Here is a 12,570-nt window from a genome sequence, read left to right on the forward strand (position 1 = left end):
CTCGCAGTCATAGCCACATCGCGATATCAAAGCGGGGGCGGACGTTTCGACACGTCCTCCCCCGCTCATTTGTCAAGCGCTATTTCTACCGTTTCTACCCCGTCCCCAAATGGCAGGTGGCAGGGTTACTCGTCCTGCGGGTCCTCGTCGGAGCTTGGCGCAGGCTCGGGCTCAGGCACGGGCACGGGCGCGGGCTCAGGCTCAGGCTCAGGCTCAGGCTCAGGCTCAGACTCAGGCTCGGGCTCGGGCTCGGGCGCAGGCGCCGGCGCCGCAGCGGAATCGGATACGGGCGCTGCGTCGGCGCTAAAACCAGCCGGAGCAGACTTCTTCTCAAACGGCAGCACAAAAGTCAGGACGTCGTCCTTGTCCTCGTCGGCCCACTCGCTTGCGTAGCGCGCAACCCAATAGCCAACGGCACGATGCTTGAGCATCTTGCCAAAGACCGTAAGGAATACCGTGACAAACGCCGTCAGCACCAAGAACAATACGAGCGTGATGCCACCGCCGGTAACAAGCGCCTCAATAGCCGAAGGACGGTAGTAGTAGTTATACATACCGACAGAGGCAATGGCGCCGAAGACGAGCGTCAGGATCCATGTGACAACGTTGGCGACCAGACCCGTCAAAAACTCGGGAAGGAACGAAGCGCAGAACAGCTTGGTCTTGTTGTGCTTAAACGCCGCCCAGACCTTGTCGAGCGAAAACGCGCTCTCGACACGACCGGTCACCGCAAAGTGCATCACGGCAATGTCGGCGAACATCTTAAAGAAGACCCCCAAGACCGCCGTGGCAATCATAGCCAGGACAAGCAGGCCAAGCGAGCCAAACAGCGCTGCCTCGAGTGCATAGGAGCCGTAATACGAATACGAGCCCGCGGCGCCAATTACCACGCTCTCCACCAGCGAAAGCACTACACCGATAACGGGAATGGCAGCGATAGCCTCGAGCACGACCGAGATAACGCTCGAAAAGACTCCGAGGCCAAACGACGTGGAACGCATGAGTGGACGATCCATACCGCCATCAACCTTGAGCGACAGATCGCGACCCCACTCAATACCAAAGCCGGAACCACACACGCTCGCAATGCAAGCTGCCAAAAAGCCGATGGCAGCCGCAATGCCGCCAATAACGGGAATAAACAGCACGAGTACCGACACAACACAAATCAGCGCCGGTAAAAAGGCAATCTGGCACACGCGCTGCAGCACGCCCGGAGTCTTGGTCATATCCTCAAACGCCTGAGCCACACAGCCCTTGGACGCATTCGCCACGGGCGGTTGCGGAACAAACTGCTGGGGCTGACCCTGAGGGGCAGAGGCTGCGGCACCGGCATTGGGGGCACCACACGTGCCGCAGAACTTGTCGTTATCGCCCATGGGGGCGCCACACTGCGAGCAGAACATAGAATCATCCCTTCGTATCTTGAACGAATCATCTGGATCGCAAACGATGTCTTTGGCATCATTATCACCCAATGTGGGGACAAATACTCCAACATGACGCATTTGCAATGCGCAGGGCGCTATTCGATTGTTTGATGAGCTCGACCGCGTTAGTTCGTTCCGCGGAAACCCTTGCCGACGATCTCGGAGCTGTCGACAATCGTGATAAAGGCACCCGGATCGACTTCGCGCGCATAGCGGCGCAGTTGCACGGCCTCGCGACGGCTTAGCACGCTCATGATCACCGTCACGCACTTGCCCGAAAAGGCACCGTAGCCGCGGCTGATAGTCGCCGTACGGTTGAGATGCTTGACGATAAACTCCTCGACCTTAAGGGGCTCGGAGCAAATGACCGTGCAGACTTTACGCAGGTGGATGCTCTCGATGGCTTTGTCGACCACAAGCGTCTTGGCAAACAGGCCGAGCACGCAATACAGACCGACGCGCGGGCCGTACAAGAAGGCCGCGATGGTCACGATGCCGATATCGACCAGCAGCAGCGCACGGCCGATCTCAAGCGTCGTGCGGCGTTTGAGAATCATGGCGAGGATGTCCGTGCCGCCCGTCGAGGCACCAATATCAAAGACGATGGCGCTGCCGAGCGCCGGCAGAATCACGGCAAAGCACAGGTCGAGCCACATATCGCCCGTCATCGAGACATCGGTCGGAATAAAGAGCTCAAACAGCGAAACATAGGCGGACAGCGCAAACGAGGCAAAGACACTCCACAGGATTGCCTTGCGCTCCAAAAAGATAAAGCCCAGAACGACCAGGACCGCATTGATAATCCACATAAAGACGCCGACGGGCAGGGTCGGGAACAGCGTGGACAGAATGACCGACACGCCCGAGGTGCCGCCAAAAGCAAAGTGATTAGGGGTTTTAAACGCGACGATGGCAAAGGCCGTGAGGATCAGGCCCAAATTGAGCTCGGCAAAAAAGCGCGGAAAGCCCGGCTCCTGGCTGCGCTTGCGACCAGCGCGCTCGCCCCGCTCGATAACATCGCGATCGACCACGCGTTCCATCGGCACTACGGGAGGACGATGCACCTCCTCGGCAGCACGCGACGCCGCCTCTGCCGCAGCGGCCTCAATTGCCCATGCCTTGCTTTCTGTTTCGTGCTCGTCGGCCATTACGGCAACCCCTCGTTAACAATTTGGAAACATTGCGCCCATTAGAGTAACGCGGAACGTGGGGATTGCAACCCTTAGTTAGACGAGCGGTATGACTACATCGGGAGCGTACAAAAACGGCCGGCCACGCTTTTGCTTGCGCGGTCGGCCGTTTAATGTTTTCGCAGATAAAACCTGCCAAAACAAACCTGTCCCTTTTTGGAAGGTTATTCGTGCTGGCTGGTGCGGTGCTCGTACTCCTCGGGGGTGATGACATCCTCGATGCGCAGGTTGACGCCCGCCACCTCAAGGCCGGTCATCGCGGCAAGGCGCTCGGTGACACGTGCCTTGACATCGTCGAAGATCGCGGGCGCATAGGCGCCGTACTCGATGATGACGGAGATGTTGACGACCACGCGATTGTCATCGGTAACCTCGACCGTCACGCCCTTGGTCAGATTCTCGGCACCAAACTGCTCCTGCACAAAGTGCATGAGGTTACCCTTCATGCCCAGAACGTGCGGAACCTCGCGAGTGGCCATGGCAACGATCTTCTCGATCACGCCGTTGGAATAGGTCAGCGAGTCCTCGGACTCGTCTGCTTCCTCGTCGTCCTCATCCGTATCGGACTCGGCCTCGACGAGAGCCTCGTCCTCGAGCGTCACATCCTCAGCTTCGGCGACGACTGCCTCGTTCTCCTCGAGCTCGGTATCGGCTACATCGACCTTCGTATTAAAAGCCATGGTTCCTCCTTATGCCTGCCGCGGATGCGACAGTCGAATACATATTAGCGGCCGCTAAACAGACGGCCGAAGAAGTTGACGATCCCGTTCTCGCCGTCGCGAATTTGGCCGATCACAGCGCCGATCAGCACGAAGAATGCAATGACGAGCGTGTCCCACAGACCCAACGTGAGCACCAACACGGCGAGGATAAAGCCGGCGACGGCGCCGAGCGTGGTGTTGGGATGACGCACAGCATAGCTCCAGATGGCAGCGCCCGTACCCTTGATGAGACCCATAGCCTCGTCAAAATCCGCGGCTGCCGCGTCTTGTAACTCGGTTGCCTCCGCTTTGGAGTCAACAGGTTCGCTCGCCGGCGTGGCGCTCTGGTCAATCGTCAGGCGCGGCGTACGAGCGGTCTTATCTTGATTGGTATCACTCACCGGAAACCTCCACGGTCTGGACGGTAGTCTTGGACGGCAAAAAACGGACACGCGCGGTCGTACCCGGCGTGCCGAGCATGGTGTCGCAGGCCTTCTCGATGCGCTGCTGCATCGAGGTGGCAAGAGCGGCAACGTCCTTATCATCGAGCGCGATGGCCTCGACCTTAAAACGGACGTGCGAATCGTCGGGGCCTTGGACGCGGGCCTCGACATGCTCGACCATCACGCGGTCGTCACGCTCGGCAGCAGCCCTGGCGCACGAAGAAAGCGCCGCAAGGGTAACCTCGATATTGCGCTCCCCCGCCGGATGCACGCAGGACGGTTCGCGACGGGCGAACATCAGGCGGAAAAAGCTTACCAGCACGCCGATCGCCACGACGCCGGCGCACGCCGTGACGACGATGCGCGGCATGGGGTCGCGCATCAGCAGCATAAAGCGATACGTATACGGCCCCCAAAACTGGCAGACAAGCGTACCCAGCGCCACGATGGTGGCGGCAAGATACACGATCGCTAGGGCTCGTTTGAGTACGCGCACGCGGCGCTCCCTTCAAATCTCGGCTCTCGAAATGCAAAACGGTTCGCATCATTATAAAAGAGCCGGGTCCGGTGCTCTACGCACGCGGATCCGGCTCATCTATTCCACGAGGCTTGCATGCTCGCTTCATTATGCCCAGATATGCACGGCTTAACCCGTGCGAGCGCTACTCCTCCTCGAGGGCAGCGATGACCTCGTCGGTCATGTCCATGGTGCTGTAAACATCCTGGACGTCGTCGAGCTCCTCAAGACGGTCGATGAGGCGCTGGACCTTCTTGGCGTCGGCGCCGGAAACCTCGGTCGGGGTGGTCGGGACCATGGTGGTCTCGGAACCCTTGACCTGGACGCCCTGCTCCTCGAGCGCCTTGGAGACAGCCATGACGTCGTTGGCAGCAGTCCAGACGATCCACTCCTCGCCGGCATCCTCGTAGTCCTCGCCACCGGCCTCGGCGATGGCCATCATGAACTCATCCTCGTCACCGGCAGCACCGTTGGCGATCATGGTCTCCTTCTTGGCGTTCTCGTCCAGGATCTCCTTGGCGACGACGATCTGGCCCTTGCGCTCAAACTGGAAGGCGACGGAGCCGGAGGTGCCCAGGTTGCCACCAGCGTGGGAGAAGGCGGAACGGACATCAGCGGCGGTACGGTTGCGGTTGTCGGTCAGGCAGTCGACGTAGACGGCGACACCGGCGGGACCGTAGCCCTCGTACACGATGTTCTCGTAGACGGCGGCGTCAGCACCCGAACCAAAAGCCTTGTCGATAGCGGACTTGATCTTGTCCTTAGGCATGGACTGAGCCTTGGCCTTGGCAACGGCAGCGGCGAGGCTGGCGTTGTTCTCGGGCAGCGGGTCACCGCCGAGACGGGCAGCAACGGTGATGTTGCGGCTGAGCTTGGAGAAGAGGGCGGAACGCTTGGCGTCCTGCGCGCCCTTACGATGCTTGGTTGTGGCCCACTTAGAGTGTCCGGACATACGTGTCTCCTATCGGTTTCGACCTAAAGCCCAGCGCAGATGCTCGGGCAATATAAACAAACGTCGTTATGATATACCTACTGGCCTGCAAGATAAACCCCAAAATGAAGGCGTCGTGATGATGGCCCCTTTGGTGCAGCAAAGAAACCTGACCCCAATGCACCAGGTTAGAACCAGAGGAAGTCACTGCGGGTGACGGTGGCGCCGATGGCGAAGGGCATGCAGGCGATGACCGGATACAGGTAGCGCATGTAGGTCGAGCCGTTGCACGGACCAATCAGGCACACGGCGAGCACGCCCAACAGCGGCACCCAGATCGCCAGCGCACGCCATGAATGACGACGCAGCAGGTAGACCACCACGGCGATCATAATCCACACATAGGTGGCCGAGCTCATGGTGAGCGAAATAAACGGGATGCGCTGCACCGCCACACGGTACAGATTGATCAGGTGGTCGCACCAGCGCACCACGTTGCTGTCAACCGGATGGAAGTCGAAGTACTTGAGGTTGTCGGGACGCGCCATGATCTCGGCACTACGCGCCGTGCTGTAGACCCAGGCATCGCGCGCGCTCGGATAAAAGTAGCCGTAATAGTTATTGATGAGCGCCGAGATATAGCACTCGGGATCCTTTTTGAACATCTGCGCCCAGACCTCAAAATAGGCCTTGATGTCCTCCTGCGAGGCGTACTCGTTAAAGCAATTTTTGACGGAGTCCGACTTATCCGGGTTGTAACGGCGGCCCAGATTCTCGTACTTGAGCACCCGGTCGATCACGGCGCGCTCCTCGTCGGTCACCAAACCGTCGCAAGGAGCCTCCACGATGGTGCCGTCCTCCTTTACCGTGGGGTTGACGCCCGAGTTGAGGCCGTCGTGCTTTTGGACGAAACGAGCCGTCTGTTGGAACGGAATCGAGAGGATTTCGCGCTTGGAACCAGGCGTGATGTCGTGCGCCGGCATAAAGACCTTGGTGAAGTACATATTAGAGGCAAGGCAGAGTGCGAGCACCGCGAGGACGCCAACCCAGCGGAAGCGCGGCGTGGCGCATGAGACCGCGGTGCCCGTCTGCTTAGCCGCACGACGGGCGACATGTACATCCCATGCGCAAAACGCCGCCGCAATCACGCAGGCCGCCAACGGAAAGACCAGGCCGCCGTTGCGCAGAAACGTGGAACCCATGGCACCCAGAGCGAGCAGCAGCCAGTCATGGCGCGCAAAGAGCACGGGCCTCTGTTCGCCCGCACGCTCGGCATTGGCATCGCGACGGGGCAGGCCGCAGGCCACGAGCTTCACGGTCTGCACCAACAGCACCAAAAACGCGTCGGCAAACAGCACATCTTTGGTAAGCAGGGCCGCGTAGTTGGAGAACATGGGCATAAACACAAAGAACAGCAAGATCACGCCGCGGATCGGCAAGCTCACGCCCAGCTTGCGCAGCGACGAGATGGAATAGGCCATGCAGGCGGCCGTAATGACGAACTGAGCGCAGGTGTAGATGGCAAGACCTGCGTTGGCACTGTTGAACAGTGAAAGCCCCAGCTGGACGCACGAACCGATGATAGCCGTGTGCACCACGGGGTGATGTCCGTTGAGCAACACATTGGGATTGAGCAGACGCAGGTAGTCACTCGTGCCGTTGGGGTAGTTGAACCACTGGCGAATCTGCGCACCCGTATCTCCCATAAAAAGGCCGGGCAGCGAAGCGATGAGCGTGGGCGCCCAGGCGATCATAAGCACCAGGAAGGGCCCGGCAAAGGGATGGACCGAGAGCACGGCGTGAGCCACACGCCATACGCGGCCAAAGTGCGCTTCGGAAAACGGAATGCGCCGAGAGCTCAGCCAATCCAGGCACTCAAAAGCCAGATAGAAGGCCACGATCGCTAGGAGCATCCAGCCCGCGCCGCCAATCCAGGCGCAGATGATGCGGGCCTTGTCGCCAAGAACAATCTCGGCCGAGTCGATAAGGTCGTAGCTGCGGCCGAACACCATGCAGATGGCGAAAAACAGCGACGGCAGAATAATCGATGGGCGCCAGGTGTCGCCACGGCCAAAGAACACGTAGCGAAACGGCAGCGTGAGCAGGCAGGCAAGCGCAAGCAGCATGACCGCGTCGGTATGGCCGGCAAACGAGAGAAGCACCTCGTAGCACACGTACAGCATGCCCGAGGCTTTGGGGTCAATCGCCAAGACTGCGTTGCTCGAGACCGGCGCGGGATCGATGGAAAACGCCGTGGTCGCCAACAGCGCGAGCAAAAATGCGATGAGCGTCTGCTTGGCGGGGTAGCGCTTAAACCAAACGATGCGGGCAGCGTCGCGCGCAGCCGTTGTGGAGAGGTCGGAATCCTTCACAGTCCGAAAGCCTTTCTAGAAACCTGCCAAAAAGGGACAGGTTTATTTTGGCAGGTTTTATCTGGGGAAACGTTACGGTTTTGTCATCGTTGCCCAGCGAACCACCACAAAGGTATCTGTCCCCTTTATGGTGGTTAGGCGTCCAGGTAGATGCGCTGGGGGCGATTGCGGCGTCGGGCGAAGATGATGAGCGCCAGACCGGCGATCACAAGCGGTAAGCTCAGCAGCTGGCCCATGGTGATGACGCCGCCAAGCAGATAGCCCAGCTGGGCATCGGGCACGCGCACAAACTCAATCAAAAAGCGAACGATGCCGTAGCCCATCACAAAGACGCCCATAAACGTACCCTGGGGCAGCAGCGGTTTTTTGCGACTGAGCACCTGCAGGATGCAAAAGAGCACAATGCCCTCTAGAAACGCCTCGTAGAGCTGGGAGGGATGGCGCGGCATATCGCCCGCGGTGCCGCCAAAGACCACACCCCAGGGCAGATCGGTCGGCTTACCCCACAGCTCGCCGTTGACAAAGTTGGCACAGCGCCCCAGGCACAAGGCCAGTGGCGCGCCAATGACGGCAAGATCGGCCAAAGTCCACGCATCGAGCTTATACATGCGGCACACGATGATGCCGCCCAAGATGCCGCCGACTAGGCCACCGTGGAAGCTCATGCCGCCCTCGTTGGTGGCAAAGATCTCGAGCGGGTGGGTCCAATAGTAGCCATCGCCGTAAAAGACGACGTAAAACAGGCGCGCGCCGATGATGAGGCCAAAGACCGCGCCGACCACGACGCTCGTCAGGTCATCAATCGTAATGTTGAAGCCCCAACGACGCTGCGTGCGGTACATAACGACCGCCGTGAGCAGAGCACCGACCACGTAGGCCAGGCCGTACCAGTAGATGGTGATGGGGCCCGCCGAGATCGCGACGGGATCAAGCATATGGTAGAGGTCGTTGAGCATATCGATCCCCCTGCTCCCTACATACAAATGCGGCCGCGGGCCTTACGCTCGCAGCCGCATATTTGGGCGTAACGTCTATGCGAAGCGTACCGTCCGCAGCTTTCGCATCTTAGAACGGCGCGTACTCGTCGTACAGGTCGTCGGTCTCGCCGGAGGCATTAACCTGCTCGACACGGGTAACGCCGGGCACATGCTCCTTGAGGATACGCTCGATACCCATGGACAGGGTCAGCGCGCTCATAGGGCAGCCGGCGCAGGCACCCTGCAGCTCCAGTTTGACGACGCCCTCGTCGTCAACACCCACATACTCCATATCGCCGCCGTCGGCCTGCAGGTTGGGGCGAATCTCTTCAAGAACCTTCTTAAGCAGCTCTTCGTTAACAGCCACAGGGGCTCCTTTCTCACAATAACGCGGGCACGCCCGCGGACAGGGGCTATGTTACTACAGCCATGTACCCGCTCACGAGCCATCCATGCGCGCGGACACGACTTTCACGAGCAGTCAATTTGGGACGGGGATCTTTTAGCTGCCTGTTGTTACCAGCTGGCATTGTCACGCGCTACTGCTGAGCCTGCCCCTCGGTACCGATGTGAACATCGACGATAACCTGGCGGTAGCTAATACCGCAGGAGTCGAGAATGCGGCGGCTGATGCGGCCGTCGTCGGTGTCGGCGTACTTGTTGTCCAGGTAGACAACCTCGCCCACACCCACCTGCGCCAAAATCTTGGCGCAGTCGTGGCACGGGAACAGCGTGACGTAGACCGTGGAACCCTCGAGGTCCTTGAGCGAGCCACGGTAGTTGAGCACGGCGTTGGCCTCGGCATGGACCACGTAGTTGTGCTTGTCCTGCAGCGGGTCGTCGCTCGTACCCCACGGGAAAAAGTCGTCGTTGAGCGCCGAGGGCGTACCGTTGTAGCCCACCGAAAGGATACGGTGGTTGGTGCTGGCGATGCACGCACCCACCTGCGTGTTGGGGTCCTTGCTGCGGCGCTGTGCGGCGATGGCCACGCTCATAAAGAACTCGTCCCAGCTAATGACGTCCAGGCGCTTGCCTGACGAAGTTTGATGAAGATCGTCCGACATGGCAGACACCTCCGTAATCGCAATAGTTTGACCCATTGTAGCAGGTGAAAGGTGGGGGGCGTTTGTCCCACCGGCGCCCTCACTTTTACACGCGGCGGGGCTTTTGGTTGATGCGGTAGAGCTCGGCGAGTCCTCGCAACGTCAGCGCGTCGTCTACCGTCAGGCTGTGGCCGACCAGCGACGCGAGCGCCTCGGCATCGTCGCCGGTAATGACGATGGGCACGTCGCCCTCCCCCGCGGCCTTGGTCGCGCGCATCTCGGCGAGCACCATGTCGAGCATGCCGTCGATGCGGGCCACCTCGCCCAGAACCACGCCCGAACGCATGGCCTCGCGCGTGTTGCGGCCGATCACATGCGTGGGTGCCGAGGGCTCGACCTGCGGCAGACGCGCCGCAGCAGCCGAAAGCGAGCGGGCGCCAAGCGCCAGACCCGGCGCGATGACGCCGCCCACAAAGGTGCCGCGCGCGTCGATGACCTCGATATTGGTCGTGGTACCCAAGTCGATCACGATGCACGGAGAGCCGTAGACGGCACGGGCCGCCACGGCGTCGGCAATGCGGTCGGGGCCGATCTCGGCCGGGTCGTCGTAGCGGACGGGCATGCCGGTCTTGAGGCCCGGCCCCACGGTGAGCACGCGCCCCGTGCAGGTGCGAAAAAGTGCCGCCTTCCACGGACGCTCGAGCGCCGGCACCACGCAACTCAGGACTGCAGCTGCGGGAACGAGCGCGCCGGGCATGCCCGCATCGGCCGCCAGCGCGGCCATGACTTGAGCGAGACGCATACGCGCTTCGTCGGCCGTAATGCTCGACGGCGTCGTGATCTCGCACGTCGCAAGCGGGCATTCCTGTGCCGCGGCCGAATCCTCGGCAAACAGGCCAAAGCGAATGAACGTGTTGCCCACGTCGACCGTCAATATATATGCGCACCCATTAAGCATCGTCGGCACTCCTTTCGTCTGTCCAGCAGTATATCGCCTACCTAAACCAGTCATCCCAAAATGACTAGCTTGCGGCTATACTGGTGCGCGGTCGTTTGCGAGCTCACGCGGCGGCCCTTGGTAACCCGACTTCCCGCGCCGTATCCGTAACGGCGCTCCCGGGGGAAGCGGATATACGCAAAGGAGTTTTATATGAGCAATCCCTCGAACCGCGCTTCGATGCGCGGGCAACTCACGCTGCGCGGCGTCGTCATCGGCGTCCTTGGCTGCGTGATCATCACGGCAAGCTCGGCCTACACCGCCCTCAAGATGGGCGCACTCCCCTGGCCAATCGTCTTCGCTGCCGTCATCTCGCTGTTCTTCCTTAAGCTCATGGGCAACGCCAGCCTCAACGAGGCAAACGTCACCCACACCATCATGTCCGCAGGCGCCATGGTCGCCGGCGGTCTGGCGTTTACCATCCCGGGCGCCTGGATGCTGGGCTATGCCAACCAGATCAGCTGGCTCGACATGTTTATCGTGGCACTCGCCGGCACTATCCTGGGCCTGTTGGCCACGGCACTCATCCACCGCCACTTTATCGTAGACGCCGCGTTGGAGTTCCCCACCGGCAACGCCGCAGCTCAGACCCTGCGCGCCACCGAGGCCGGCGGCAAGACCGGCAAGCAGCTCTTTGGCTCTATGGCCATCGCAGGCATCTACAGCGTGCTTCGCGACGCTCTGGGCGTGGTGCCCAGCATGCTATGCACGCTCAACATCCCCGGCGTGACCTTTGGCATCTACAACTCGCCCATGCTGCTCTCCGTCGGCTTCCTCGTGGGCTTCGCCCCGGTCGCCTTCTGGTTTGCCGGCGCCCTGCTGGGCAACTTTGGCATCATCGTGGGCGGCACCGCTGCCGGTCTGTTCGATATTGTGACCGCGCAGGGCATCGTCAAGTCCCTGGGCATGGGCCTCATGATGGGCTTTGGCGTCGCCGTCGTCCTCAAGGACATCCTGCCGCAGGTCGCCGGCATCGCCCGCGGCCTCGCCGCCGACAGCTCCAGCGACACCGACGAGCAGTCGCTCATCTCGGGCTCGCTTAAGCTCGACGCCGGCATCATCGGCCTGGGTACTGCCGCCATCGCCGTGATCGTCGCCATCGCGCTCGACCTTGGCCCCGTCCCGGCCGTCATCGTCACGCTGTTCACCTTTGTCACCACCATCATGAGCGCGCAGAGCTGCGGCCAGACGGGCATCGACCCCATGGAGATCTTCGGCCTCATCGTCATGCTCATCGTGGCTGCCTTCGCACAGATCGCCCAGGTCAAGCTGTTCTTTATCGCCGGCATCGTGGCCGTGGCATGCGGCCTTGCGGGCGACGTCATGAACGACTTTAAGGCCGGCGCCGTGCTGGGCACCAACCCGCGTGCGCAGTGGATCGGCCAGGCCATCGGCGGCATCGTGGGCGCCCTGGTCGCCGCTGCCGTCATGGTCGCGCTCGTCACCGCCTATGGTCCGGATGCTTTCGGCCCCGACAAGAGCTTTGTGGCCGCGCAGGCAAGCGTCGTCGCCACCATGGTCTCGGGCATCCCGAGCGTGCCGTGGTTCGCAGGCGGCTTTATCGCCGGCATCGTCATGTACTGGCTCGGCATTCCGGCCATGATGATCGGCCTGGGCGTGTACCTGCCGTTCTACATGTCGCTCACGGCCTTCCTGGGCTCCTGCGTCAAGCTCGCCTACGACAAGTGGGCCGCTCACCGCGACGCCGCTGCCGGTCTTTCGGACGAGGAGAAGGCCTCCAAGGATGCCGCCTTCCAGGAGCAGGGCCTGGTCGTCGCCAGCGGCCTGCTCGGCGGCGAGTCCATCGTCGGCGTTATCCTGGCGTTTGTCTCTGTTGGTCTGAGCCTGCTGGGGTAGACCGAACAACAACGCACCAGCGCAGAGCGCGGGGTCGGAATCAAACCGGCCCCGCGCTTTTTTGTCTATTTGACTCTTATGATCCTCACGGCGTTTTAGCCATGTCGATTGT

At 61.0% G+C, this 12,570-nt stretch carries 12 protein-coding genes; 1 reads left to right on the plus strand and 11 read right to left on the minus strand.

Annotation, left to right across the window (positions count from 1 at the left end; genetic code table 11):
• Window positions 1-125 precede the first annotated feature (125 nt).
• The 11 genes from DW112_RS01930 to DW112_RS01975 all read right to left on the minus strand — a co-directional run bounded on the left by DW112_RS01930 (window position 126) and on the right by DW112_RS01975 (window position 10,562).
• Window positions 126-1,406, minus strand: a complete 1,281-nt coding sequence (locus DW112_RS01930; protein ID WP_158571719.1) for a zinc-ribbon domain-containing protein — start codon at window positions 1,404-1,406, stop codon at window positions 126-128.
• Between the two features lie 149 nt (window positions 1,407-1,555).
• Window positions 1,556-2,578: a YitT family protein gene (locus DW112_RS01935; protein ID WP_117584120.1), complete on the minus strand. Its 1,023-nt coding sequence runs from the start codon at window positions 2,576-2,578 to the stop codon at window positions 1,556-1,558.
• A gap of 206 nt (window positions 2,579-2,784) precedes the next feature.
• Complete coding sequence (locus DW112_RS01940; protein WP_055251999.1) at window positions 2,785-3,300, minus strand: Asp23/Gls24 family envelope stress response protein; 516 nt, start codon at window positions 3,298-3,300, stop codon at window positions 2,785-2,787.
• Window positions 3,301-3,344: 44 nt separating this feature from the next.
• Window positions 3,345-3,722, minus strand: a complete 378-nt coding sequence (locus tag DW112_RS01945; RefSeq protein WP_040358983.1) for a DUF2273 domain-containing protein — start codon at window positions 3,720-3,722, stop codon at window positions 3,345-3,347.
• Complete coding sequence (locus DW112_RS10045) at window positions 3,715-4,260, minus strand: alkaline shock response membrane anchor protein AmaP (RefSeq protein WP_233545837.1); 546 nt, start codon at window positions 4,258-4,260, stop codon at window positions 3,715-3,717. Before DW112_RS10045 ends, DW112_RS01945 begins: the two co-directional genes overlap by 8 nt.
• Window positions 4,261-4,426: 166 nt before the next feature.
• On the minus strand, window positions 4,427-5,233 hold the full coding sequence (locus tag DW112_RS01950) for a YebC/PmpR family DNA-binding transcriptional regulator (RefSeq protein ID WP_117734266.1): 807 nt from the start codon (window positions 5,231-5,233) through the stop codon (window positions 4,427-4,429).
• Window positions 5,234-5,400: 167 nt separating this feature from the next.
• Complete coding sequence (locus DW112_RS01955) at window positions 5,401-7,584, minus strand: DUF6020 family protein (protein WP_233545838.1); 2,184 nt, start codon at window positions 7,582-7,584, stop codon at window positions 5,401-5,403.
• A 134-nt stretch (window positions 7,585-7,718) separates the two neighbouring features.
• The gene (gene lgt / locus DW112_RS01960; RefSeq protein WP_118094715.1) at window positions 7,719-8,540 is read right to left on the minus strand and encodes a prolipoprotein diacylglyceryl transferase; all 822 of its coding nucleotides are present in this window, start codon (window positions 8,538-8,540) and stop codon (window positions 7,719-7,721) included.
• Window positions 8,541-8,649: 109 nt separating this feature from the next.
• Window positions 8,650-8,928 (minus strand): NifU family protein, encoded by a 279-nt coding sequence (locus DW112_RS01965; RefSeq protein ID WP_117637654.1) that lies wholly within the window; start codon window positions 8,926-8,928, stop codon window positions 8,650-8,652.
• 172 nt (window positions 8,929-9,100) lie between these two features.
• Complete coding sequence (locus DW112_RS01970) at window positions 9,101-9,625, minus strand: dCMP deaminase family protein (RefSeq protein WP_099432128.1); 525 nt, start codon at window positions 9,623-9,625, stop codon at window positions 9,101-9,103.
• Window positions 9,626-9,710: 85 nt separating this feature from the next.
• Window positions 9,711-10,562: a type III pantothenate kinase gene (locus DW112_RS01975; RefSeq protein WP_117637653.1), complete on the minus strand. Its 852-nt coding sequence runs from the start codon at window positions 10,560-10,562 to the stop codon at window positions 9,711-9,713.
• A 192-nt stretch (window positions 10,563-10,754) separates the two neighbouring features.
• On the opposite strand from DW112_RS01975, the gene DW112_RS01980 reads away from it, so the two are divergent.
• On the plus strand, window positions 10,755-12,458 hold the full coding sequence (locus DW112_RS01980; RefSeq protein WP_118094716.1) for an OPT/YSL family transporter: 1,704 nt from the start codon (window positions 10,755-10,757) through the stop codon (window positions 12,456-12,458).
• Window positions 12,459-12,570: the final 112 nt, after the last annotated feature.

This window comes from Collinsella sp. AM09-41, from assembly GCF_003473245.1.
GTDB lineage: Bacteria > Actinomycetota > Coriobacteriia > Coriobacteriales > Coriobacteriaceae > Collinsella.